The organism is Bacillus haikouensis, assembly GCF_013179555.1.
GTDB lineage: Bacteria > Bacillota > Bacilli > Bacillales > Bacillaceae_B > Rossellomorea > Rossellomorea haikouensis_A.
In genome coordinates this window covers 1-24,654 of record NZ_JABMCR010000026.1, presented here as the reverse complement: position 1 = coordinate 24,654, position 24,654 = coordinate 1, and the positions used below count along the sequence as shown (strand labels likewise).

The window sequence follows — 24,654 nt, the reverse complement described above, 5'->3', positions numbered from 1 at the left end:
ACCCTTCAGGGAAGGTCTTATGTCGTGATTGTCAGCCCGCTGTACAACAACAATACCATCAGGGGGGCGGTTGTTGTCGTCCGCGATATGACAGAAGAAAGAAGGCTGGATAAGCTTCGTAAGGACTTCATTGCAAATGTATCACATGAACTCCGCACCCCTATTTCCATGCTTCAGGGATATAGTGAGGCAATCGTGGATGATATCGCAGAGTCTGAAGAAGAAAAGAAGGAAATTGCACGGATCATTTATGATGAATCCCTGAGAATGGGACGGCTGGTAAATGACCTACTTGATCTTGCAAGGATGGAAGCTGGACATATCATGTTAAATAAAGATTCTGTTCCTATCATGCCGTTTACGGATAGGGTTGTAAATAAATTCCTGGGGATTGCAAGGGAAAACAAGGTTTCAATTTACTTTGAAAGCAATGTGGATTTACAAATGGAAATGACAATGGACCCTGACCGGATTGAGCAGGTGTTAACGAACCTCATTGATAATGCAGTGAGGCATACTCCCGAAGCCGGGGCAGTGACAGTTTCATTAACGGAAGGAAAAGGTGGGTTTCTTTTTAACGTAAAAGACACAGGCTCGGGTATTCCGGAAGAAGATCTGCCTTTCGTCTTTGAGCGTTTTTATAAGGCGGATAAGGCAAGGACCAGAGGAAAATCAGGCACGGGTCTTGGCTTGGCAATAGCCAAGAATATTGTTGAGGCACACAGGGGACATATACAGGTCCATAGTAAGCTTAAACAAGGGACAACATTTACTTTCTTTCTTCCTTTTCAGTCATAAATCGATGAAAAACACTCACATATAAGGAAATTGAAGAAATGTGACGATAAATCTTGTTACATGGGGAACAATTTTCATCCAGAAAGCCAACAGTAGCCACCTCGAACAGCAGGGAGTACTGTTGGCTTTTTTAGATGAAAGTTCAGAATAATAATGCAGAAAAAAATTTCCGGCGTGTAACATTTTGAAAAAATACTCGACTAATCAGTTGACGGGGAGGTATAAAATGGACTCCGTTTTTGACGAATTATACTCTAACTATCACCAGGATGTCTTTAATTTTCTGATATACATGGTTCACAATCGGCAGCTGGCTGAAGATCTGGTCCAGGAAGTTTATATCCGGGTTCTTAAATCTTATCAGAACTTTGAAGGGAAAAGTTCCGAGAAAACATGGTTGTTTTCCATAGCGAAAAATGTGGCTATCGATCATTTCAGAAAGCAAAAAAACTGGAAGAACCGATTTCTAGAAAAATTCGACTGGAATCGGAATGATTTGACTTCCGACGATGCTCCGCCAGAAGAAATCGTTGTAGCAAATGAAGAAATCAGGGAGCTATATGAATGTCTGAAACATTGTTCAACCGACTATCGGATGGTGATCATCATGCGGTACCTGCAGGAACTTTCTATTAAGGAAACAGCGGAAATACTAGACTGGTCTGAGAGTAAAGTAAAGACAACTCAACATAGAGCCTTGAAATGGCTGAAAATAGAGATGAATCATCTTCTAAGAAAGGAGGGGAAAGACATTGAAGAAATCAGAATGGAACGATCATGAAATCGAAGAGATGATTAAACAGCTGCCAAAGTTAAAAGATGACCGGCCTCCATCTTATATATATTCCAAGGTAAAAAATAATAAGAAGTCCCGGAGCAGTTTCAAGAGGTATATTCCTGCACTTGTGACGATTGCTGCACTGTTTATTGTCGTACTGTTGTCTCCTGCGCTTATTTCGCAAATGAGTCAGTCGACAGAAGAAAGTGCAATGGAGGGGAATCGGTCAGCAGGTTCTTCCGGGGAAGATAAGAAAACAGAGAAAGATACTTCCGCGAATGACTCCAGTACAGAAATAACAAAGGCTCCGAAAGAAGAGAGCCAACTCAAAATGGCTGAAGAGAATGATAAAAGCGACATGGATTTCAGTGCTCTGGAAGATTCACCTCATGAAAGGCTATCCATATACAAGGATGATGTGGCTGTTAAAGAGTACTACACGTATGGACTTGTTTCTGATGATGCAGTGCCGGTACCGGTATCTGTCATAGTATCAAGCGATAATAGTATGAACTGGGTAGAGCAATATGAGAAGATTTCGAAACAGTTACCTGAAACAGAATGGGGATTTAAAGATTATTTTCCAATTATGGCAGATTTATCACTAAGTGATGATAATGAAGAAGTATTACTGACTTTGGAAGAAAACCACCCTTACAGCGGAAGCAATGCAAATGAGTACAATTTTTATCAATCCCTCCTGTATTCCTTTGAAGATAGAAAGATTAAGGAAATCAAGCTGAAAAATAAAGACGGAAGTTCACCTGAGTTCAGCCACTTAGGAGCAATATCTTCCATCCCGCTGAACCAGACATTACATCGTGCGTTTTACCTGTACTCACCTAACAGCAGGGACAGGTATCTTGTACCGGATTCGGTAAGCAGGGAAAATATAAAGGGATCGATTGAAGCGATGAAAGAATCACAATCTGACCTTTATAAAAGTGTAATACCTGAGGATCTATCGATGAGTGTAAACGAAGATGAAGATGTTGTGAACATAACATTCAGTGAGAAAGTGGATCTTGATTCAATGGATTTTCAATCTGCTCAGGAAATGATAGAAGGGATTCTGCTCACGGCCAAAAGTTCAGGTTATGAGCAAGTACAGTTTCAAAACGTCGAACCTGAACAATGGAATGGATTTACGTTTACAAAGCCTGTGGAAACGCCTTTAAGTCCGAATAAAAAAGATATTAATTAGTGTAAAATGAACGACTGAGATGGAATGTTTGATTCTATCCGGTCGTTTTTTATTGGATTTTCCTCAAATAAAGACCACCAGCTTTTTGTATAATTAGCTTCATTCAAGGCAAACTATCATAAGGGAAATTTTCACATTTCATATTTTCGGAACGAAGTACATACATTTTTGAGTATACTTTTTTTGTTTTTTTGAAAAAGATTAAGTAGTGTTAGGAGGACAAGCATGCTTTTGGATTATGTGAGAAGGATTTTGATTGTTATATTATTGGGTCTTTGTGTGAGTATTATGTTCCTTACCGGTAAGGAAGTGAAAGCCACGACGAGTGAGACAGACAGTGAATGGATCTTTCCAGTGGAAGGAGTTATAACGGATATTTACGGTACTCGTTCCGGCCATCATAAAGGAGTGGACATAGGAGGGGAAATCGGTTCCCCGGTTTACTCAGCCGCAGCAGGTATCGTGAGTAAATCTTATTATTCCGAGAGTTATGGTCATGTCGTATTCATCATTCATGAGAATGGATTCGAGACAGTGTATGCGCACTTGAATGATAGAGGAGTTTCGGAGGATCAACGTGTAGCACAGGGGGAGCGAATCGGAAGTGTAGGAAATACAGGGAGGTCCACTGGTGCCCATTTGCATTTTGAAGTTCATAAAGGAAAATGGACCCTGGATAAATTGAATGCAGTAAATCCTTTTGAGCTATATGGCGTAGGGGAAGTCGGTCAGCTTGTTTTTGCCAAAGAACATGATCCTTATCAGACGATTGACGTGTCGGTGAATGTCAATCAGGTTGACCCGGCCACAAGACATAGTAATGAAAGTGTAACGGAGTCAAACATCATACATACTGTAAAAAAGAATGAAACTTTATGGAGCATTTCAAATCAATATGGAAAGTCTGTCGAAGAAGTGCAGGATTGGAACGGTTTAGCTTCTTCGCATGTAAAAGTAAATCAACAACTGGTTATCCCAACACAATTAAATGGAGATTGGTATATTGTGAAAAATGGGGATACACTTCACTCCATTGCCGAAATACATAATCTGGAATTGACAGAGCTGCTCGATCTTAATGACCTTAATATGACGGATTTCATTCATCCGCAACAAAAGCTGATCATTAAGAAGGGGAATTAATTACCTCGAATTCGAAATGTTCTTCTTCCCAAAGATTGTGTTTTTATGTATAATGATAATGTATAAAAAAATAAGATTCGTCTTCGGGGCAGGGTGAAATTCCCTACCGGCGGTGATGAGACCCAATAGGTTTCTAAGCCCGCGAGCCTTTATGGCAGGATTTGGTGCGATTCCAAAGCCGACAGTACAGTCTGGATGGGAGAAGATGAAGGTTTTAGCCAAAACGTTTAGAATATGGGAAGCTGAACGTTTATTTGGGTAGGGCTTTTCGAACTCCGGGATGCTTTTTTAATCTGGGAGTTTTTTAGTGCTGCTTGGGCTGAACGATCTTCGAAGTGAGATGAATCTCCAAAAGGAGAGAAGTATAATGAAAAAAATGACAACACGTACATTTGTAACGATCGGTATGTTGAGTGCCATTTCGTATGTATTAATGCTATTTAACTTCCCAATTCCGCCGTTTCCTAAATTTTTGATGGTTGATTTCAGCGATGTTCCAGCGCTGATTGCCACCATTGTTTTAGGGCCGGTTGCCGGCATACTCGTTGAACTATTCAAAAATATCATCGATTATGTCATGACTGGCAGTGATACTGGTGTTCCAATCGGGCACTTGGCAAACTTTGCAGCAGGAGTATTTCTGATTCTGCCGACTTATTTCGTATATTCTCGTTATCAATCCAAAAAAGGATTACTAGCAGGCTTGATCACAGGAACAGTCGTAATGAGCATTGCACTGGGGATTCTCAATTATTTCATCTTGCTCCCTGCATACAAGTACTTCATGAATTTCGAACTGCCTGCAGAAATCATCATTACAGGTATAGTGCCTTTTAACATTCTGAAAGGTGCATTGATTACGGTTGTATTCTTATTGTTGTTCATCCGTCTTCAGGGCTGGCTCACCAAACAAGTCACTGTAAACAGAGCGGCATAAGACTGATAATAAAGTAAGCTCTGTCGGCTATGTTCGACAGAGCTTTTTCTATTGAAATATATAACAAATAATGAATTATTGGAAAATGATTTTTCCGGTATATTCCAACGGTTATTCAGAATGCAAGACGATTTCTCTGCTGGAAAAGTGATAAAGGTGAGATTTGTCCAGCTTCGGAACTTAGGGATTAGTGTCAAAAAAAAAAAACGGCCGACATTCGGCCGCTTTTTTTAAACGCAACTATTCAAATTTTAGTGAGTCCCCGTCAAATGGCTCATCTGCAACTTTGATTGAATCTGTCGGACAACCTTCAAATGCATCGATCATGTCATCTTCAAGAACATCCGGAACCTCTACAGTCCCTTGGTTATCATCAAGGGTCACGAATGCAATCCCTTCATCATCATAGTCATAAATGTCCGGAGCTGCAGCTCCGCAGGCGCCACATGCAATACATGTATCTTTGTCAACGATTGTATATTTTGGCAACGAAAAAACCTCCTGAGAAAATTCTATATAATTAAACATTCATTATACATAAAATTATTTAGAAAAATAACCTAATATATATTTTATAGAGGAATGTTGAACATTTCAATAGTTAGACTGTATTTATTATATTTATCTTATCTGTCAAAAACAAAACATCGATAAGGATGAAATTCATGGTACAATATTTGACAATAACCTGCAAGCAGAGGAGTAATACCATGACGTATCTTAACTATGTAATAGTATATTGCTTAAGGCAGTTAAATGGTGAACGTTCTATTTACTCTGTTTATCATATCATTAAAGGAAAGAAATCTTCTCAGTCCATACAGGATGCACATTTATTTCAACTGTACTCTTTTTTTCTATCGCTGCCCAATCTTTCCCGTGATTTCTTCAACAGAAAAGTGGACGAACTAGAAACCGGACATTTCATCAAGCTGAATGAAGACTTAAAGGCAGAGGTGACGGAAAAAGGGAAAGAAGCAATTGAGTCCGCCTCTTTTTTTCCATGGCATATGGATGGGTTGAAATATGGTGACCGTGCAAATGTGTTCTGGAGAAGATTAAATTTGCTTATACAGGTTCTTTCTAACCATAATCATAAAGAAACATCTTATTTTCCTGTCCAGCGCAGCAGAAACATACAGGATTGGATCAAGAATTTCGTTAAGGAAAAGTCAGATAGAGACGGGTTTTCGATTGCCCTGTACAGGGAGCTATATAAGGTATTAAGCGAAATGGAAGAAGATCCTTCACTTCTTGTTTTTCGATTAACAGGCTGCAGGGATTACGGATGGACTGAATTACAGACAGCCGAAAAATTAAACCTGCATGTCGAGGAATATCGATTTAGATTTCTTGATTTACTACACGGAGTATTGGCGAAATTAGATGGGGACAAGGAAGGATTTCCTATTTTATCATCAGTAAGTACTGTTGGGGAGAAGCAGGGAAACTTGACGATTTCGACCGCTAAAACCTTCGGGCTTTACAGCCAGGGCCACTCGATCAAGGAAATTTCAAAGATTAGAAAACTTAAAGTAAATACAATAGAGGACCATTTTATCGAAATGATTTTGACGCTAAATCATTTCGATACAGATCGCTTCATCACGCCTGAAGAACTTCAAGATGCTGCTTCAGTAATGGAGGAAATGGGTACCAAAAGACTGAAACCGATAAAAGACAGACTCCCTCATTTATCATACTTTCAAATCAGAATCGCGATTGCAAAGGCTGGTGATAGAAATGGATTTAAAGCAAGAGCTTAAACGAAAATTTGGATATTCATCATTCAGGCAAGGTCAAAAAGAAGTGATTCAATCTGTTCTGAACGGACGGGATACCTTGGCGATGCTCCCTACAGGAACGGGCAAATCCCTTTGTTTCCAATTACCGGGATATTTACTCCGGGGACCGGTGGTCATCGTTTCTCCGCTTCTTTCCCTGATGCAGGATCAAGTGGACCAAATGAAAGTAAGCGGGGAGAAGAAGGTCATTGCCATTAATTCATTCTTGCCTTTCCCTGAGAAAAGGCGTGCTCTGGAACGATTACATATGTACAAATTCATCTTCATATCCCCTGAGATGCTCGGTAATTCTGATATACTGCATGCTCTGGAATCACTGGAAATATCTTTGTTTGTCGTTGATGAAGCTCACTGTATCTCCCAGTGGGGTCCGGATTTCAGACTCGATTATTTAAAGCTCGGTGAAATAAGAAAGGTGCTTGGAAATCCCGTAACCCTTGCACTTACTGCCACTGCAACAAAGGAAGTCAGGGAAGATATAAAAAATGTCCTGCAGCTAGAAAATACAGCCGAAGTTATCTATTCAGTTGATCGCAGAAATATTGCCTATTATGTTGAAAGAATGGATTCCCATCAGGAAAAAGTAAATAAGCTTATCGAATATACAGCTTCCTTGGAGGGGGCAGGCATCATTTATTTTTCAAGCAGAAGGCTTGCTGAAGAACTGGCCGCACTTCTCATGGAGAGCGGGATTGAAGATGTCACCTACTATCATGGCGGAATGGAGCAAGAGGATAGAATCCTTATTCAGCAGCAATTTTTAACGAATAAATTACGTGTGATTTGTGCCACTTCTGCTTTTGGAATGGGGGTAAATAAAGAAAACATCCGTTTTGTCATACATTTTCATTTTTCTTCAAGTGTGGAGGCGTATCTCCAGGAGATCGGAAGAGCGGGAAGAGACGGTAAAGAGAGTGCAGCGATTGTGCTTTACACGGAACAAGACCACTCGCTGCCCATGCAGCTGATCGAAGGTGAGCTTCCTTTTGATTATCAGATAGAAGGATTTTTAACTTCTTACCGAATAAAAAATGAAAATGAGTTGATGTCTTTATTACAGCTCTCCGACATCCAATACAGATTTTTGATGCACTATGTAAATAACGGACAATCCAATGATTATGCCGGGCTGTTGCATGATGTTAAACAATTACGTGACGAACGGATTCAATATAAGAAAGAGAAACTACTTTCAATGATGGCATTCTTGCATGATAGTACCTGCAGGAGGAAGGCTGTCCTTGAGTATTTTGATGAAGTGATGACAGACCGGCCTGAACATTGCTGTGATCTATGTGGATTCAGGGTTTCGGATTATCTTTTTGTACGGATGGGGAAAGAGTCAGGCAGCAAAGTTGAGATAAATTGGGAACAACGATTAGAAAAAATTTTAATGGGATAAGTGATGGCAATGAAGAATCAAGGCGAAATCATCAAACAGCTCACAAAAAAACAACTAACGTTTCATTTGTTTTTTACTCAAATAGTACTATTAACGATTGCCCTTTTATTAGGTATATTCTTATTTAAAGATTGGTCCACATTTGGAAGTCAGTTCCGGTGGACATCCTCCATTTGGACGATTGGTCTAACTTTCGGTCTGATTGCCGTCATCCTGGATCTTGTACTGATGAAGTACCTTCCGGCTGGATATTACGATGATGGCGGTGTAAACGAGAGAATCTTTTCCGAAAGAAGTACAGCAGAGATTGCGCTCTTGGCGGCCGTCATTGCAGTGAGTGAAGAAATATTGTTCAGGGGTGTGGTCCAATTTCATCTTGGGTTGATTCTTTCCAGCATCATTTTTGCGGTTATTCATTTCAGGTATTGGGCTAATTGGTTTCTAATAGTAAATATAGTTGTATTGAGTTTTTGGATCGGGATAATTTATGAAGTGACCGGAAATGTAATGGTCACCATTATGATGCACTTTACCATTGATTTTTTATTAGGTCTGTACATGCGTTATAAGGCAAGTCAAGCAAGTAAAGAAGGGATGTCACATGAACAAAGACCCATATCGTGATCAAGCAGATAAAATAAAGCAGAAAATTGAAAGAGTTCATGAGGAACCAGCTGCTCCTAAAAAAAGGGAACCACTCCCGCCAAGAAATGAACTTCATCGTGAAAAAAAGAAAAAAAACAAAGTGAAACTGAAATATCCATTAATCAGTCTATTGCTTTTATTCTTTATATTAATGCCTTTGACAGTATTTAGTATATATTCATATTTTGATAGCAGGAATGAACCATTGGTTGTATTATCAGAAGGAAATAATGAAGTAGAAGAAGTTCAGTATGATCAAAACGAAGAAGAAGAGGATCTTTCAGACAGTTCAGAAGAAGATTCCCCAGCTGAGAGGACTGATGAAGGAAGTGGAGTAGATGTGTCAGGTGATTCTGTGGATAAGAATCAGTCTGATCAGGAGGCAGATAATACTGCTGATAAAACTAAGCTCCCTGCAGCTAAAGCTGCGGAAGTGGAAGAACCGGAAACAGCTGAAACGGATACACATTCTGATGAGTCGAAACCGGCGCAAGAATCAAGTTCTGAAATCATATATCATACAGTGCAGCCGCAGGAGACGATTTTCCGAATCGCAATGAAATACTATCACTCACAGGATGGTATCGCAAAGATTAAGAAAGCAAATAATCTTCCATCTAATGAAATCCAATCCGGACAAGTCTTGAAAATACCGTTATCCGATTAATCGCAGCCTTGCCATTTTGGCAGGGTTTTTTTATTTGTAGGAAAGGGCAGAGTCGCTGAAATTTTGGAATATGGGATTCTACGGGAATGGACAAGTTCATAGAATAAAGTGAAGGGAGGGGATGGGCATGCATGAATCCATCCGTGAATTTGAAGAATGGACAGATCCTGCAACGAAACAAATGCTTAATAACCTGGTTGATAGAAAACAAAAGTTTGACAGGGCAAAAAAAATGCATGTATCAATTTTATGGATTTCCATCTTTACCACATTCGGCTTCCTTTATTATTTGTCTAAAGCGGTATTGGAGCCTTATTCATATTCATTTGGTGCGATGTTTTCAGTCTATGTATCCGACTCGTTTCACTTATATATCACCCTGTTTCTTGCAGGGCTATTCGGTTCGGTGAAAGTACTCCATCAGATGAGAGTAAAAAAAGAAAAAGAGTATCAGGACCTTCGCAAGGAAATCATAGACCGAAGCAAAGACCTTTGGAAAGAAGATGCATGGAAAAAGCGTCACCAGGTATTCGATAAAATGAAAAGTCACTTCGACATCAACCTCTATCATGGAAGTAAGTGACCGCCACGCGGAGGCGGCTCGCACAGAGGCGACAAGCATAAGAAAGGCCATCCACAAAGGCGCACTTTGCCTTTTTGGAAGGCATGTCTTATGTCTCGAGCCTATAGCCGCCGAAGCTGGATGACCCAAAAGCGGAGGCGGCTCGCACAGAGGCGACAAGCATAAGAAAGGCCATCCACAAAGGCGTACTTTGCCTTTTTGGAAGGCATGTCTTATGTCTCGAGCCTATAGCCGCCGAAGCTGGATGAACCAAAAGCGCATCCATCAAATTAAAAAGACGTTTGGGAATACTGCACCAAACGTCGAGGCTTTCAGAAGAATCGCTTTTTGCCCTGTTCATCCTTAAGTATTTCGGCTGCCTCCCTGAAACGTTGAGAGTGAACGATTTCACGTTCCCGCAGATACCTTAGACCATCATTCAAATCAGGATCATCACTCAGGTTAATAATCCACTGGTAGGTTGCCCTGGCTTTTTCCTCTGCTGCAATATCTTCATATATGTCGGCAATCGGGTCCCCTTTTGCTTGAATATAGGCTGCTGTCCACGGGACACCAGCAGCGTTATGGTAGAAGAGGGCACTGTCGTGGTTTGCATAGTGCGCGTCTAAACCTGCTTCCTTCATCATTTCGGGAGTGGCGTCTTTTGTCAATTTGTAAATCATTGTGGCAATCATTTCTAAATGAGCGAATTCTTCTGTGCCGATATCAGTAAGAAGTCCGATCACCTTGTCGGGGATCGTATACCGCTGATTTAAGTACCGTAAGGCGGCAGCTAATTCACCATCCGCACCGCCATACTGTTCGACGAGGTATTTCGCCAATGTCGGATTGCATGTACTGACTCTAACCGGGTATTGAAGTTTTTTCTCATATGCCCACATATGAATGGATTCCTCCTTTACCGTTTCTTAAACCTGCCATGGCCAGGGTGCATCTTTCCAGTCCCAAGGGTAATTTGAATAGCTGTAGCCAAAGTTGGTCAGCGGACCGAATTCTTTTTCGAACTTCTTCTTGATTTGTTTCCTGGTCTTCACATACATATTGTATTGAGAGATTGCATCGTGATCATCGGGATGGGTGTCCAGATATAGAGTGAGTTCGAGGACAACGAAGTCAACTGCTTGTAACTCTTCCAAAATCTCGTAATAATGGGCAGGAAGCTGCTTCATGTTTTATTCTCCCTTCATTTTTTCATAGGGGCTGTAATAGGGATCATAAAATACTTTCCATAAAGTCCCCTTATGCAAAGCTTCTTTAGGTGAAAACTGCTCCAGGTTCGGTGGCTGGAACCCCAGAAAGAGGTTAGGAGGTGTAGAGTAAACCTTTGTTGTTATAGGCTTACATGGATCGAACGGGCTCACATACGGGTGCCAGCTTCTGTAAAATTCATGCACAAATATCCCTCCTGTTTAGAAAATCCTTCGTAACAAAGATATGTATGAATGCAAAAGAACATGTTAATAATTTTGCCTGATGAAAGAAGGTATATGACTTTTAAATGTTGAATACATACATCATACATATTAATAAAGAGGTGGTTCAATTGTTCGTAAAAAATGCAATGATTCCAAAGCACAAATGCTATGTTGTCAATGAAAATGATTCAATCGAAAAAACATTGGAAGTACTGGAACACCACAAAATCGATGGACTGCCGGTATTATCAAATGATAGATATGAAGGTGTCGTCACCCGCTACAATATTTATCAGAGCTATTTTTTATCAGGTATGGAAAGGGAGAAGTTCCTTAAAGAAACAAGAGCGAAGGATATTGCCATTCATCAAGATAAGTTCTTGATAGAGAGTAATGTATTTGAAGATACGTTAGTCGAACTGCAGGATTTTCCCATTTTATCTGTCATAGATGAGAGTAAGAAATTTCTTGGCTTGATCACACGTTATGATGTGCTCGATCAATTCAAGAGCGCATTCGGAATGGAGCGCAAAGGAGTGAGAATTGCCTTTACATCCGTTGAAACAGAAGGCAGAATCGCCAGGTTGGGAGATATCATCCAGCAATATTCAGAGTCGGTCATTTCTCTCGTTACCTTTGACGCCACAGATAAACTCTTAAGAAGAATTGTCCTTAAAATAGAAAAGAAAGATAATATTGATAAATTCATCAATAAATTGGAGAAATCAGGCTTCAGAATCTTAGACATCCAAGAAGAGGAATAATCGCTCATAAAAATAGGCTGTATGAAAAAAAATCCTTCTCATATGATTTATGGGAGGGATTTTTTTGATGCATTACGCTGTCAGGCTGATAGGTACATTTCTATTAGGTTATTTATTTATTAAATGGTTCCCGGATATTGAAGCGCATCAAGCATCGGATGTAATTGTGGAGCTGGTCTTGCATCCGGTTGAATTTTTTGCGGCATCGATCGTGTTTATTTTCGGATTGATCGTTCAAGGGAATTTATTGAAGTTCGAATTCTACTATGTGCTACGGTTATTCAAGGGGAACATACATAAGGAACTGTTGATTGTCCCCATTCATGCAAGCATGATTTATGGACTGACGGTATTTGGTATGTGGGAAACCTTGTTTTTTTCCTTCTTAGCGGTCTTTTATGGTATTATTTCTTTAGATTTGAGTCGGCAAGGAGGCCATCATGCTTGAATTTATAAGTGTTTTATTGATAGGGGGAGGGGCTCTTCTCCTTATTATGTTTAATGAAGCCCACAAGAATAAAGTAAAGACACATTTGTTTACATTTTCTCATTTCCCTAAGGGTGTTACTTTGACGATTTTTTTTATATCCGACATACATAAACGCAAGCTTTCACCTGAAATTATTGAACAAGTCCGGAAAAAAGCCGATATTGTTGTCATAGGCGGTGACTTAACGGAAAAAGCAGTTCCGCTGTCCAGAGTGGGAGAGAATCTGGAAAAGCTTTCGGTCATTGGGTCTGTATATTTTATATGGGGTAATAATGATTATGAAGTGGATACAGGAGAATTAAAGAAGCTATTTGTAAAAAAAGGGGTTCACGAGATTGTAAATGATTCAGTCAGTCTTGAATTAGACGGTTTAGTCGTTAATTTGATCGGTGTAGATGATGCAAGCACTCAGAGGGCTGTACTGCCGCAGGCGCTTTCCAAAGCAGATCCCTTTGGTTTTAATATCCTATTAAGTCACGATCCAAGGCTGGTAAAACAGGTGAGAGCAGAGGATGGAATCGACCTGATGTTAAGCGGGCATACCCATGGAGGTCAAATAAGGATATTTGGGTGGGGCCTCTACAAGAAAGGAAAAGTAGAGGAACTTCCTCAGACCACTATACTGGTCAGCAATGGATATGGAACGACAGCCATCCCGCTCAGATTAGGTGCACCAGCAGAAACCCATCTTGTCACGTTAAAGCGGGATACTGAGTGAACAAAGCTTATTCATAGCCTATACAAGTTTTACACTCAGGGGAATCTACTCTATAATTTAAAACAGCATATGGACAAGGTGACCATGGGGGATTTTTATGAATGATCAAAATAAGAACGGTAAATACAATATAAAAGCAGTTTCAACAATTCTGGGGATACAGCCCGGGACCCTGAGGGCATGGGAGAGACGATATAATTTCATTGCACCCGTCAGGAATGATTCAGGGCACAGGCTTTACACGGAAAAGCACCTGAATATTTTGAAATGGCTCGTTTCGAAAGTGAAACAGGGATTCACCATCAGCCAGGCGGTTTCGTTATTGGACAAACAGGAACTGGAAGAAAATGATGTCACCGAGAGCCGGGATCTGGATAGAACCCAACGTATAACTGATGAACTTCTTAAAGCTTTGCTCGGTTTCAATGAATCCAAAGCACACGAGCTGATCAATAAGTCATTCTCCATATATACAATAGATAAAGTGGTAATCGATATTCTCGGAAGATTACTTATGCAGATAGGCGATCTGTGGGAAAGGGACAAAATTACCACTGCCCATGAACATTTTGCAAGTTCCATTCTTCGTTCCCGTATCGGAAGCATCATGCATTCTTTCCCTCACAACGGAATTCTTCCTAAAGTAGTGGCTGTTTGCGGACCCGGGGAATGGCATGAGTTAGGATTGTTGATCTTTACATTGTTTGTACGCAGAAAAGGTTTCGAGGTCATCTACCTTGGGTCAAGCATCAAGGAAAACGATATCGATGTTGTATTGGAGGAAGTGAATCCAAAATTCCTGTTCTTCTCATGTACAATGAAGGAAAATCTCAGCAGTTTATTAACACTTGTTTCTTGCCTGAGGGAGAAGCATGAAGATTTGGAGATTGGAATGGGAGGATTTGCAATCGATCATTTACCTAGGGATAGAAAAGAAGAGTTCGAGGAGCATATCGTAGGAAAGACCAATGTTGAATGGGAAGAGTGGTTAAAAAGTAAATTATAATTTGTCTATGCACTGTTTTGTACCCCCTACATAGTATGGTGGTAAGTCGTCACACTCATAGGGGGCACGCAAATGAGACTAGAGCGAATTTCCGATAACAAAATAAAGTTTTCCATTAGTGTAGAAGAGCTCGAGCAAAAAGGCTTGTTTGAGCAGGAACAGTGGAAAGATTCATTAATGTGGCATGATCTGTTTGAAGATATGCTTGATGAAATACAAGGAAAGTTCGGCATTGATGCACAGATGGAGATCACAGTAGAAATCGAATCATTCGATGAACAGGAAATTTGTATGATCCTGACGTTAGAACTGGACGATGAGGACTATTCGGATGTTGAAAGCAGTATCGAACTCTTCCATCCCATCATAGATAAAGATCTATTGTTTTACTTCAATGATTTAGAAGGGATCATCGATGTTCTGAACAGGCTTAATCATACAGATAAATTTAAGCCTGCCTCCCTTGAAGTCAGCTTTTTTCACTATGAGGATAAGTATTACCTGCTTTTTGAGAATATACCGGGAAACCAGCATTACCTGGTAAAGTCAATTGTGCTTGAATATGGTACGTTATCTAATCAAACAAAATACATGATGCTCGAATATGGTCACGCAATAATTCTTAAGAATGCAATGCAAAAAATGAAACAATATTTTTGATTATGTCCCTTTGCTTATCACCTTTTAGGTTCTGCATACCTAAAGGTGTTTTTATTATATCTTTGCGTTTCAAGCGGAAAAATGAGGGAATGAACAGGAATGAAGGAAGAACTGTTTTCTGAAAATGACAGCGTTTTCACTAAAGTTGCTGATTTTTGGTTTTCTATCTTTGCAAGAGGAAATCAAACGTGTATACTATGTCATGAAAGCGGACAAGGGTCCGTTAAACAGTGAAAGATTCTGGGAGGTTTACATACATGGTAGCCGAGAAGAAGGAAGAAAATCACCAAACATCTGAAAAAAATGATGTACTGAAATCAACGCAAACGGTTATTCATCTTGCACTAGATAAATTAGGTTATCCGGAGGAAGTATATGAACTATTAAAAGAACCTGTAAGAATGCTGACGGTAAAAATACCTGTAAGGATGGACGATGGTAAAGTAAAGGTATTCACCGGATACCGCGCCCAGCATAATGACGCCGTTGGTCCAACGAAAGGAGGTATCCGTTTCCATCCGAATGTTACGGAGAAAGAAGTGAAAGCCCTTTCGATCTGGATGAGTTTGAAATGCGGGATTGTCGATCTTCCTTACGGTGGAGGGAAAGGAGGAATCATCTGTGATCCCCGTGACATGTCGTTCAGAGAACTGGAACGCCTGAGCAGGGGATATGTCAGAGCGATCAGCCAGATTGTCGGTCCATCAAAGGACATACCAGCCCCGGATGTTTTCACTAATTCACAGATCATGGCCTGGATGATGGATGAATACAGCAGGATAGATGAATACAACTCTCCGGGATTCATTACAGGTAAGCCGCTAGTACTTGGCGGCTCACATGGAAGGGAGACGGCTACAGCAAAAGGTGTAACGATTTGCATCCATGAAGCTGCTAAGAAAAAAGGTATCAAGCTTGAAGGAGCCCGGGTCGTTGTCCAGGGGTTTGGTAATGCGGGAAGCTTTCTTGCGAAATTCATGCATGATGCAGGTGCCAAGGTCATTGGTATCTCAGATGCGTATGGCGGTCTGCATGATGAAGACGGATTGGATATCGATTACCTTTTGGACCGGAGAGACAGCTTCGGTACAGTAACAAAGTTATTCAATAATACTATCACAAATCAGGAATTGCTTGAACTTGATTGTGATATACTGGTTCCTGCTGCGATCGAGAATCAAATCACTGAAAATAATGCACATAACATCAGGGCAAGCATTGTTGTGGAAGCAGCCAACGGGCCAACTACTCTGGATGCGACGAAGATTCTGACTGAAAGAGGAATCTTGCTCGTTCCCGATGTCCTTGCCTCCTCGGGGGGAGTCACGGTCTCGTACTTTGAATGGGTGCAAAACAACCAGGGTTATTATTGGACTGAAGAAGAAGTGGAAGAAAAACTTGAGAAGATCCTGGTCAATTCCTTTAACAATGTGTATGAAGCCTCTCAGACCAGGCGGGTGGATATGAGACTTGCCGCGTACATGGTCGGTGTAAGAAAAATGGCCGAAGCATGCCGCTTCAGAGGCTGGGTTTAAGATCAACGAAAGAAAAAAGGGTGGGGTCCCCCCATCCTTTTTTTAATGCTATTACAAAATGGTTTGTAGGAGATCGGTTTAAGATTCCTTTGTCTGAAGGCAAATCAGGAATTAAACAGTTGCTTTGACCAATGAATGAATTTATTCCATAATAATCAAAGGAGAATGTTTCTCTCACTAGAAAACGAATACTATTTATAAATGATATATAGCAATATGAAGGAGTGCCTGAAGTTGAGAAATGAAGCATGCATCATCGTAGGCGGGGGGCCATGTGGTTTATCCGCTGCGATTCACCTTAAAGAAATGGGGATCGAACCTTTAGTCATCGAAAAAGGTAATATAGTAAACGCGATATACAATTATCCTACACATCAAACCTTCTTCTCTTCAAGTGAAAAGTTGGAGATCGGCAATGTTCCGTTTGTAATCGAAGAACATAAACCCCGCCGCAACCAAGCCCTTGTTTATTATCGGGAAGTGGCAAAGCGGAAAGATGTCAGGATCAATCGCTTTGAAATGGTGACCAAAGTCGAGAAACAAGAAGAAGCATTTATTATCTCCACCAACAGGGAAACATACTTGGCGGAGCACGTCATCATTGCGACAGGATACTATGATAACCCGAATTATATGGGAATACCAGGGGAAGACAAGGAGAAAGTCCATCATTACTTTAAGGAAGCCCACCCTTTCTTTGATACAGATGTCGTCGTTATCGGCGGGAAGAATTCAGCAGTGGATGCTGCATTGGAATTGAATAAAGCAGGAGCTAGAGTAACTGTGCTTTACAGAGGGAGTGAATACTCCAAAAGTGTGAAGCCTTGGATCCTGCCGAATTTCGATGCACTAGTCCGCAATGGCGAAGTTCAGATGGTATTCAATGCTCATCTTGAAGAGATCAAGGATGAAACAGTACGGTATGTGACAGAAGGTGAACAAAAGGAAATAAAGAATGATTTTGTGTTTGCCATGACAGGATATCATCCAGATCATAGTTTTCTTACCAAAATTGGAATAAATATCGACGAAGAAACCGGCAGACCGTCATTCAATCCTGATACGATGGAAACAAATGTGGAAGGGATATTTGTAGCTGGAGTGATTGCTGCAGGGAATAATGCAAACGAAATTTTTATTGAAAACGGCCGGCATCATGGCGAAGTGATTGCGAAATCAATCCTGGATAAAAGAAAGTAAGAGAGAGCCCGCAAGCGGGCTCCTTTGATGTGTCCTATTTTTTAAATATATTTTCAAGCTCTTGAAAGTTCGTCGTTTGAGACAAGGCTACCATTAATTTGATGCGTGCTTTCTGACCGTTCAAGCCGTTAGAGAAAATGACCCCTTTTTCTTTTAATTGTTTTCCTCCGCCTGTGTATCCATATACATCCTGAGCGATTCCATTAAAACATCTGGATACGAGAACGACAGGTATGTTATGATCCAAAAGCCCGCTGACACCCGGCACAGCTTCCGGAGGGAGATTTCCCTGACCCAGCGCTTCAATGACAATTCCATCATATTTAAGTTCTTTGATCGCGTACAATAAACTTGAATCCATTCCCGCATATGCTTTAATGAGTGTTACCCGTTTCGTCACATCACATACTTTGTAACTTTCCGATGATGTCGGCTGATGGTGATAAAGTATTCCTCGTTTCGTCACAATTCCAATCGGTCCATATTGAGGACTCTGGAAGGTCGATACATTACTTGTATGAGTTTTTGTTACATTTTTCGCTGAATGGATTTCATCATTCAATACAACCAGTACTCCTTTATTTTTTGATTGAGATTCAGCTGCTACCCTCACCGAAGAAATCAGATTATAAAGTCCATCTGCTCCAATTTCATTACTTGACCTCATGGCCCCGGTCACGACAATTGAAACAGGAAGAGTAATTGTCAGGTCCAGAAAATAAGCTGTCTCCTCCAGGGTATCCGTTCCATGAGTGATGACAACACCGTCAAATGGACGGTTATCATACTCTTCTTCTATCAGACGCTTGATTCTATGCATATGTTCAGTCGTGATATGGGGTGAAGGAAGGTGAAATGCTTCAATGACTTGAACATCCGCTAAGCTTGAAACCATTGATGTTTGTACGGATAGGGGGTTTTCTTTCCCGGGTGTTACTGATCCCGTATCCTTGTCCTCCATCATTGAGATGGTTCCGCCGGTATGTATGACCAGTACGTTTTTTTTCATTGCATCATTCCTCCTGTGATTTTCTTATTTTCAATACTACTTTATCATGATACGATTAAGAAAACTGAAAGAAAAGAGGACTTTTATATGCTGGTGATATTATCAGCGGGTATAGCACCAGGATTAGCTCTGTTGAGCTATTTTTATTTACGCGATGAATATGAAGCTGAACCGATTGCACTAGTCTTTAAAACCTTTATATACGGTGTCTTGATTACCTTTCCAATCATGTTTCTTCAATATGTATTGAAAGTAGAGGGAATTGTCACTTCTAACTGGTTGAATGCATATGTTTCATCGGGATTATTAGAAGAATTTTTCAAGTGGTTCATTCTTATGGTCGCCATATTTCAGCATTACCATTTTAATGATCCATATGATGGCATTATATACGGGGCGAGTGTTTCTCTTGGGTTTGCCACAGTTGAAAATATATTATTCCTTGTTTCCAATGGAGTGGAGTATGCGTTTGGAAGAGCATTGATGCCGGTATCAAGTCATGCATTGTTCGGTGTATTGATGGGATATTACCTCGGTAAAGCAAAGTTTTCCATTCGGGATCAGCGGCATAAGTGGCTGCTCATATCCGTGGTGATTCCGCTCGTTTTACATGGAACGTATAATTATATTTTTTTATCAGAGAAGAATTGGATTTACTACATGGTACCATTCATGCTTTTCTTATGGTGGCTGGGATTGAAGAAAGTCAAACATGCCCACCGCATGACTGCTAATAAGTACTCTGCTGCGGAGTTGAAGAAAGAGGTTCTGTAGATAAAGCGGTTCAATAAAAAGCCGTCCTGTTATGGGACGGCTTTTTAAGGTGGGTAAAATATTATTTGTAAGCAGCTGCCAAGTCCGTTTTGGGAGCTTCTTTTCGTTTTACTTCATCAATTTTATTCACAAACATTTGGAATACCTTTCTCTTTTCGTCCAGCTCTCTTATGTACTCTTTTAGTTCGCTATATTTTTCCTCAAACGGTTTATGATACATTTCACGGATATTTTCAATGATTTCCTCATTAACAGTGGACTGTATCACCTGTTTCGTGATCCCGTACTTATAAGAATATACTTTCAGTTCCTTTTTAACTTCATCATAATCAGTATTGATCTGATCTAATACCTCTGAAATGTCTTCTTTCCATTCATCCAATGATTTTGCTAAATAATCTTCCATGATTGTCTCCCCTTTATAAAAGACTAGATTGGCCTTCCTATCATTATAACGAAGGTTGTTTACATCCCTTTTTCTTAAACATTACATTGTCTTATCAATGCTTGGCCAGTACTCTAAGTTGGTTCTGTAACGTGTTATCGATCCTTGCAGGACTTCGCTTTCCGCGGCTGACCCGTGAGAATCCCCGGTCGTCTCGGATTTCATATTGAATTTTAATAATGTGGATGGTCTGTAAATTTGGTGATTTTTATTTATCAACTTGTATAAAATGGGTGTCTCTACAAAAACTAGGGTTAATGTTAACTGAAGATATGGAGGTTAAAGCATTATGAATAGTCGCATCAAATGGTTTTGTACATCCGTTGTCATGGTGCTTGTTTGTTCCTTTATGATGATCTCATCAGAAGGCGATAAGGCAGACGCTTTTACCAACCAAGTCATTCAACATGGAGCCACTGGTGAAGACGTGATCGAACTTCAATCGAGGCTGCAGTATATTGGCTACTACAACGGGAAATTAGATGGTGTTTTTGGCTGGGGGACCTATTGGGCTTTAAGGAACTTCCAGTATGAGTTCGGACTGCCGATTGATGGTATGGCCGGAGCAGAGACAAAAGAAAAATTAGTGAAAGCATCGAAGTATAATGAACAATTTGTTAAAGAGCAGATTAAAAAAGGCAATAAATTCAGCCATTATGGGGGAACAGATCTGAGTCAGCAGAAAGGAACAGGCGGCGGAGGTGGACAACCGGCAGATCAAAACAAACCTGCCCCCCAGAAGCCGACAGCTGCGAACACGCCAAATGGGTATTCACAAAATGATATCCAAATCATGGCAAATGCCGTTTACGGGGAAGCAAGGGGAGAACCTTATGAAGGCCAGGTAGCTGTTGCGGCCGTCATTCTGAATCGAATCGATAGTCCTTCGTTTCCTAACACTGCAGCAGGAGTGATCTTCGAACCGGGAGCATTCACAGCAGTTGCTGATGGGCAGATTTATCTGACTCCGAATGATAAAGCAAGAGAAGCCGTACTTGATGCGATCAACGGCTGGGATCCATCGTCAAATGCGCTGTACTATTTCAATCCGGTAACGGCTACAAGTGATTGGATCTGGTCCAGACCACAAATTAAACAGATCGGGAAACATATATTCTGTAACTAAAGAGGTGAAGGAAATTGGTACGTACTATAGTAATAGCTGTACTCGTGATCGGAGTCGCCGGAACGGCATTTTGGGGCTACCAGGAACATCAGGAGAAGAATGCGATCCTGATTAACGCAGAGAACAACTATCAGCGGGCATTTCATGAGTTGACTTATCAAATGGATATTCTTCACGATAAAATAGGTACAACCCTTGCGATGAATTCAAAGCGTTCATTATCACCTGCGCTAGCGGATGTTTGGCGTCTTACTTCACAGGCACACAGTGATGTCGGTCAATTGCCGTTAACATTGCTCCCATTCAACAAAACAGAAGAATTTCTGAGTAATATTGGAGATTTCAGTTATCGTGTCGCAGTAAGGGATCTGGACGATAAGCCTTTGACAGATAAAGAATACAAATCACTCGAAACACTTTATAAGCAAAGCGCGGATATCCAAAAGGAATTAAGAAAGGTCCAGCATTTGGTCATCAAGAATAATCTTCGCTGGATGGATGTAGAAATGGCGCTGGCTTCCGGTAAGGAGAATGCTGATAACACAATTATAGACGGTTTTAAAACAGTGGAGAAAAACGTCACTGGTTATGACGAAGCGAGTTTCGGATCTACAACCTTTGTCAATAGCCAAAAAAGAGATGAGAATTTCAAGAAACTGAAGGGCGAACAGATTTCTAAGAAAGATGCTGTCGCGCTATTGAGAAAATATTCAGGAATAGATAAATCGAAGGATGCCAAAGTGGCGAGCAGCGGCAAGGGCTCCGAATTCAAATTTTATAGTGTTTCCATTGGAAATGGCAATACTGAAGCTAGTATGGATGTCACTCAAAAAGGCGGTTATCCAATATGGTATATCAATAACCGCGAAGTGAAAGATAGTAAAATAAGTTTAAACAAAGCTGCAGAAAAAGCAACAAAGTTCCTTAAAGAAAATAAATTTGAGAAACTGGAGTTATTCGAAAGTGTCCAATACGATAAAATGGGTATATTCACGTATGTGACCGTGCTGGACGGTGTGAGAATCTACCCTGATGCGATCAAAATCAAAGTCGCACTTGATAACGGTCAAATCATAGGGTTTGCTGCAGAAGATTATCTAAGAAATAACCATGATCGTGAAATAGCAGAACCAGGCATAGCTTTAGAAGATGCGAAAAAAGAAACGAACACGAATCTGAAAGTGATGGAAGAAAGATTGGCGGTCATAGTAAATGATCTGAATGAAGAAGTCCTTTGCTATGAATTCTTGGGAATGCTCGGAAATGACACCTATAGAATCTTTATCAATGCTAATACAGGTGAAGAAGAAAAAGTTGAAAAACTGAAAAATGCAGAACCGATCTATGAAGAAGTCGTATAAACTAAGAAAAGACGATATCTGTTTACAGGATATCGTCTTTTTCTTATTCATTGGAAATGACGTCTGGTATTCCTGGATAATACATGATAATTAGTAAAAAAAGTATGGAAAGGAAAGATTTTACGTGACATAATATAGATACATATTATCAGATGCGGGAAAGTGAGAGTAATTTACAATGATAAAAGCCGGAACAACAATGCAACTCGAACCTATACATAGCGATAAAATAGAAAAATATCGATGCCGGATTGTGGAAATCGGAAAAGACGGTATATATATTGATTATCCAATACATACGAAAACGGGAAAAACCGTTTTTTTGATTAATGGAACAAAGCTTAAAGCCAGCTTTATTTATAATGAACAAACCGTCCTGATGTTTGAGACTGAAGTCCTAAGCAGGAAAATAGCCAAGATCCCCATGATCCATATTCACTATCCGGGAGAGGAAGAACTGGTTAAAATACAAAGAAGACAATTTGTTCGCGTGGATGCGAATGCGGATATATCGATATTATTCAATGACCGTTATCATCCCACTGTCACAGAAGATATCAGTGCAGGCGGATGTGCAGTGCTGGTGAAAAAAGGAATGGAAATCGATCGGGGCGCCCGGATCACTGTGATAATAGTGCTTGCGATGCAAACAGGTGATTGTCACTATCTTGAAATAGAAGGAAGTATCGTTCGGGTATGGGAAAAGAATAATAAGAAGATTGCGAGTATCCAATTCCTGAACTTGTCGGAAACCCAGCGTCAACTTATCATGCGATTTTGCTTCGAAAGACAATTGGAATTGAGAAAAAAAGGGCTGCTTGAATAAAATTCCTCCATTTACACATACTTTTTCTTAAAGATAGGAAAAGGATGATACCTATGAAAGCATTGGAACGGATCCTGATAAAACTCGCCATTGTCCATTTTATATTACTACTGACTGTGCAATTTGTTTTTCATGAGCTTAATATCCTTCCTGAACTTCATAAGATCGTGTTTTATGAAGGAGTGGAAAAGATGGAATATAGTGAAATAGTGGAAACCATATCAGGGAATCGAAGCAGGTGAAATCAGCCTGCTGTTTTTTATTATAAGTGTGTTATATCTTGTTCTAAATAAATATGATAGTGGGTTTGAGATAAAGTTCTTACTAAGTTTCCCTGTTTTTATGGTAGAATAGGGTAGAAATTATAAGGAAGTTAAGTAGGTGGATGTTTTGATGAAATTGAGAATTGCCATTGACGGACCTGCAGCCGCAGGTAAGAGTACCGTCGCTAAAATTGTAGCTGGGAAATTATCCTATCTTTATATCGATACAGGAGCAATGTACCGGTCTCTGACATATAAAGCACTGAAGTCAGGTGTGGATCTACACAATGAAACAGAACTGACAATGCTGTTGAAAGCGACAAAGATTGAATTGGAACCTTCTGAAAACGGCCAGCTGGTTTTTCTGGATGGTGTGAATGTAACCGATGCAATCCGTCAATCAGAAGTAACAAATTCTGTGTCCCATGCAGCCATCCATTCACAAGTCAGAGAGGAAATGGTGAAAAGACAGCAGGGGCTTGCCCGTGAAGGTGGAGTGGTGATGGATGGAAGAGACATCGGCACGCACGTCATACCGGATGCAGAGGTCAAGGTCTTCTTATTGGCCAGTGTTGAAGAAAGGGCTCAAAGAAGACACCAAGAAAATGTATCAAAAGGATTTCCTTCTGATTTGGAAAAATTAAAAGAAGAAATCGCACTCAGAGATAAAATCGACTCAGAACGTGAAGTTGCGCCTTTGAAAAAAGCAGGTGATGCCACTGAGATTGATACGACTTCACTCACCATACTGGAAGTCGTTGACCGCATAATGTCTCTTGTGGAAAGGAAAGGTTAATATGAATTTATATTCATTTGCCAGAGGGTTAGTAAATTCCATTCTTTCTCCGCTTTACCGCATTGAAGTTACGGGACTGGAGCATTTCCCTAAAGAAGGCGGAGTGCTGCTGTGTGCAAATCACATCGACAACCTTGACCCTCCGGTAGTGGGTATTACTGCACCAAGACCAGTTTCGTTCATGGCGAAAGAGGAATTGTTCAGGGTACCGATACTCGGAAAGATTCTGCCGGGGGTCCATGCTTTTCCTGTTAAACGCGGCATGAGTGATCGTGAAGCTCTTCGAAAAGGGTTGAAGGTTTTG

30 protein-coding genes and 1 riboswitch are annotated in these 24,654 nt (G+C 40.4%); of the genes, 24 read left to right on the top strand and 6 right to left on the bottom strand.

The window, feature by feature from the left end; translation table 11 throughout:
* The 5 genes from HP456_RS04610 to HP456_RS04590 form a co-directional block, all read left to right on the top strand.
* Nucleotides 1-798: sensor histidine kinase (locus HP456_RS04610; protein ID WP_172248835.1), on the top strand; the 798-nt coding region annotated here is incomplete at its 5' end.
* A 226-nt stretch (nucleotides 799-1,024) separates the two neighbouring features.
* Entirely contained in the window at nucleotides 1,025-1,579 is a 555-nt protein-coding gene (gene sigX, locus HP456_RS04605) for an RNA polymerase sigma factor SigX (protein WP_172248834.1), read from the top strand.
* Nucleotides 1,551-2,780 carry an RsiX family anti-sigma factor gene (locus HP456_RS04600; protein WP_172248833.1) on the top strand — a complete coding sequence of 410 codons (1,230 nt, stop codon included), beginning with the start codon at nucleotides 1,551-1,553 and terminating at the stop codon, nucleotides 2,778-2,780. Before sigX ends, HP456_RS04600 begins: the two co-directional genes overlap by 29 nt.
* Before the next feature lie 225 nt (nucleotides 2,781-3,005).
* Nucleotides 3,006-3,923, top strand: coding sequence for a peptidoglycan DD-metalloendopeptidase family protein (locus tag HP456_RS04595; RefSeq protein ID WP_172248832.1), 918 nt, complete (start codon nucleotides 3,006-3,008; stop codon nucleotides 3,921-3,923).
* Between the two features lie 75 nt (nucleotides 3,924-3,998).
* Nucleotides 3,999-4,134: riboswitch (FMN riboswitch) on the top strand.
* A 156-nt stretch (nucleotides 4,135-4,290) separates the two neighbouring features.
* On the top strand, nucleotides 4,291-4,860 hold the full coding sequence (locus HP456_RS04590) for an ECF transporter S component (protein ID WP_172248831.1): 570 nt from the start codon (nucleotides 4,291-4,293) through the stop codon (nucleotides 4,858-4,860).
* 240 nt (nucleotides 4,861-5,100) lie between these two features.
* Here the strand turns inward: HP456_RS04590 and HP456_RS04585 are convergent, their stop codons facing one another.
* Nucleotides 5,101-5,349: a ferredoxin gene (locus HP456_RS04585; RefSeq protein ID WP_113967637.1), complete on the bottom strand. Its 249-nt coding sequence runs from the start codon at nucleotides 5,347-5,349 to the stop codon at nucleotides 5,101-5,103.
* 221 nt (nucleotides 5,350-5,570) lie between these two features.
* On the opposite strand from HP456_RS04585, the gene HP456_RS04580 reads away from it, so the two are divergent.
* From HP456_RS04580 to HP456_RS04560, 5 genes are all read left to right on the top strand, one after another.
* The gene (locus HP456_RS04580; RefSeq protein WP_172248830.1) at nucleotides 5,571-6,626 is read left to right on the top strand and encodes a YpbB family protein; all 1,056 of its coding nucleotides are present in this window, start codon (nucleotides 5,571-5,573) and stop codon (nucleotides 6,624-6,626) included.
* Nucleotides 6,604-8,067, top strand: a complete 1,464-nt coding sequence (locus tag HP456_RS04575) for a RecQ family ATP-dependent DNA helicase (RefSeq protein ID WP_172248829.1) — start codon at nucleotides 6,604-6,606, stop codon at nucleotides 8,065-8,067. Before HP456_RS04580 ends, HP456_RS04575 begins: the two co-directional genes overlap by 23 nt.
* A 3-nt stretch (nucleotides 8,068-8,070) precedes the next feature.
* Nucleotides 8,071-8,691: a CPBP family intramembrane glutamic endopeptidase gene (locus tag HP456_RS04570; protein ID WP_312857732.1), complete on the top strand. Its 621-nt coding sequence runs from the start codon at nucleotides 8,071-8,073 to the stop codon at nucleotides 8,689-8,691.
* On the top strand, nucleotides 8,669-9,379 hold the full coding sequence (locus HP456_RS04565) for a LysM peptidoglycan-binding domain-containing protein (protein WP_172248828.1): 711 nt from the start codon (nucleotides 8,669-8,671) through the stop codon (nucleotides 9,377-9,379). Before HP456_RS04570 ends, HP456_RS04565 begins: the two co-directional genes overlap by 23 nt.
* Before the next feature lie 127 nt (nucleotides 9,380-9,506).
* Nucleotides 9,507-9,962 (top strand): DUF2663 family protein, encoded by a 456-nt coding sequence (locus HP456_RS04560; RefSeq protein ID WP_172248827.1) that lies wholly within the window; start codon nucleotides 9,507-9,509, stop codon nucleotides 9,960-9,962.
* Nucleotides 9,963-10,273: 311 nt separating this feature from the next.
* On the opposite strand, the gene HP456_RS04555 is transcribed toward HP456_RS04560, so the two are convergent.
* The 3 genes from HP456_RS04555 to HP456_RS04545 are packed head-to-tail and all read right to left on the bottom strand — an operon-like array spanning nucleotide 10,274 to nucleotide 11,356.
* On the bottom strand, nucleotides 10,274-10,843 hold the full coding sequence (locus tag HP456_RS04555; RefSeq protein ID WP_172248826.1) for a manganese catalase family protein: 570 nt from the start codon (nucleotides 10,841-10,843) through the stop codon (nucleotides 10,274-10,276).
* A 27-nt stretch (nucleotides 10,844-10,870) separates the two neighbouring features.
* A complete protein-coding gene (locus tag HP456_RS04550; protein WP_172248825.1) occupies nucleotides 10,871-11,131 on the bottom strand; it encodes a spore coat protein CotJB in 261 nt (86 codons plus the stop codon).
* Between the two features lie 3 nt (nucleotides 11,132-11,134).
* Complete coding sequence (locus HP456_RS04545) at nucleotides 11,135-11,356, bottom strand: spore coat associated protein CotJA (protein ID WP_172248824.1); 222 nt, start codon at nucleotides 11,354-11,356, stop codon at nucleotides 11,135-11,137.
* A gap of 149 nt (nucleotides 11,357-11,505) precedes the next feature.
* Between HP456_RS04545 and HP456_RS04540 the strand changes: the two genes are divergently transcribed.
* The 7 genes from HP456_RS04540 (at nucleotide 11,506) to HP456_RS04510 (ending at nucleotide 17,750) form a co-directional block, all read left to right on the top strand.
* Nucleotides 11,506-12,141: a CBS domain-containing protein gene (locus HP456_RS04540; RefSeq protein WP_172248823.1), complete on the top strand. Its 636-nt coding sequence runs from the start codon at nucleotides 11,506-11,508 to the stop codon at nucleotides 12,139-12,141.
* 64 nt (nucleotides 12,142-12,205) lie between these two features.
* A complete protein-coding gene (locus HP456_RS04535) occupies nucleotides 12,206-12,589 on the top strand; it encodes a hypothetical protein (protein WP_172248822.1) in 384 nt (127 codons plus the stop codon).
* Nucleotides 12,582-13,349 carry a metallophosphoesterase gene (locus tag HP456_RS04530; protein ID WP_172248821.1) on the top strand — a complete coding sequence of 256 codons (768 nt, stop codon included), beginning with the start codon at nucleotides 12,582-12,584 and terminating at the stop codon, nucleotides 13,347-13,349. The genes HP456_RS04535 and HP456_RS04530 overlap by 8 nt, the downstream gene beginning before the upstream one ends.
* A 97-nt stretch (nucleotides 13,350-13,446) precedes the next feature.
* Entirely contained in the window at nucleotides 13,447-14,355 is a 909-nt protein-coding gene (locus tag HP456_RS04525; RefSeq protein WP_172248820.1) for a MerR family transcriptional regulator, read from the top strand.
* A gap of 72 nt (nucleotides 14,356-14,427) precedes the next feature.
* On the top strand, nucleotides 14,428-15,015 hold the full coding sequence (locus HP456_RS04520; RefSeq protein WP_172248819.1) for an adaptor protein MecA: 588 nt from the start codon (nucleotides 14,428-14,430) through the stop codon (nucleotides 15,013-15,015).
* Between the two features lie 257 nt (nucleotides 15,016-15,272).
* Complete coding sequence (locus tag HP456_RS04515) at nucleotides 15,273-16,550, top strand: Glu/Leu/Phe/Val family dehydrogenase (RefSeq protein WP_172248818.1); 1,278 nt, start codon at nucleotides 15,273-15,275, stop codon at nucleotides 16,548-16,550.
* Between the two features lie 234 nt (nucleotides 16,551-16,784).
* Entirely contained in the window at nucleotides 16,785-17,750 is a 966-nt protein-coding gene (locus HP456_RS04510; RefSeq protein WP_172248817.1) for a YpdA family putative bacillithiol disulfide reductase, read from the top strand.
* Nucleotides 17,751-17,784: 34 nt separating this feature from the next.
* On the opposite strand, the gene HP456_RS04505 is transcribed toward HP456_RS04510, so the two are convergent.
* The gene (locus tag HP456_RS04505; RefSeq protein ID WP_172248816.1) at nucleotides 17,785-18,759 is read right to left on the bottom strand and encodes an asparaginase; all 975 of its coding nucleotides are present in this window, start codon (nucleotides 18,757-18,759) and stop codon (nucleotides 17,785-17,787) included.
* A gap of 87 nt (nucleotides 18,760-18,846) precedes the next feature.
* Here HP456_RS04505 and prsW point away from each other — a divergent pair, with 87 nt between their 5' ends.
* A complete protein-coding gene (prsW, locus tag HP456_RS04500; protein ID WP_172248815.1) occupies nucleotides 18,847-19,533 on the top strand; it encodes a glutamic-type intramembrane protease PrsW in 687 nt (228 codons plus the stop codon).
* 61 nt (nucleotides 19,534-19,594) lie between these two features.
* Here prsW and HP456_RS04495 read toward each other — a convergent pair whose 3' ends face one another.
* A complete protein-coding gene (locus HP456_RS04495; protein ID WP_172248814.1) occupies nucleotides 19,595-19,939 on the bottom strand; it encodes a hypothetical protein in 345 nt (114 codons plus the stop codon).
* Nucleotides 19,940-20,306: 367 nt separating this feature from the next.
* Here HP456_RS04495 and sleB point away from each other — a divergent pair, with 367 nt between their 5' ends.
* From sleB to HP456_RS04465, 6 genes are all read left to right on the top strand, one after another.
* Nucleotides 20,307-21,104, top strand: a complete 798-nt coding sequence (gene sleB, locus HP456_RS04490) for a spore cortex-lytic enzyme (RefSeq protein WP_246288737.1) — start codon at nucleotides 20,307-20,309, stop codon at nucleotides 21,102-21,104.
* A 14-nt stretch (nucleotides 21,105-21,118) separates the two neighbouring features.
* On the top strand, nucleotides 21,119-22,465 hold the full coding sequence (ypeB, locus tag HP456_RS04485) for a germination protein YpeB (RefSeq protein ID WP_172248812.1): 1,347 nt from the start codon (nucleotides 21,119-21,121) through the stop codon (nucleotides 22,463-22,465).
* Nucleotides 22,466-22,643: 178 nt separating this feature from the next.
* Complete coding sequence (locus HP456_RS04480) at nucleotides 22,644-23,291, top strand: flagellar brake protein (RefSeq protein WP_172248811.1); 648 nt, start codon at nucleotides 22,644-22,646, stop codon at nucleotides 23,289-23,291.
* Between the two features lie 53 nt (nucleotides 23,292-23,344).
* On the top strand, nucleotides 23,345-23,533 hold the full coding sequence (locus HP456_RS04475; RefSeq protein ID WP_172248810.1) for a YpfB family protein: 189 nt from the start codon (nucleotides 23,345-23,347) through the stop codon (nucleotides 23,531-23,533).
* Nucleotides 23,534-23,684: 151 nt separating this feature from the next.
* Nucleotides 23,685-24,350 carry a (d)CMP kinase gene (cmk, locus tag HP456_RS04470; protein ID WP_172248809.1) on the top strand — a complete coding sequence of 222 codons (666 nt, stop codon included), beginning with the start codon at nucleotides 23,685-23,687 and terminating at the stop codon, nucleotides 24,348-24,350.
* Between the two features lies 1 nt (nucleotide 24,351).
* The coding region (locus HP456_RS04465) for a lysophospholipid acyltransferase family protein (RefSeq protein WP_172248808.1) at nucleotides 24,352-24,654 on the top strand (303 nt) is incomplete at its 3' end.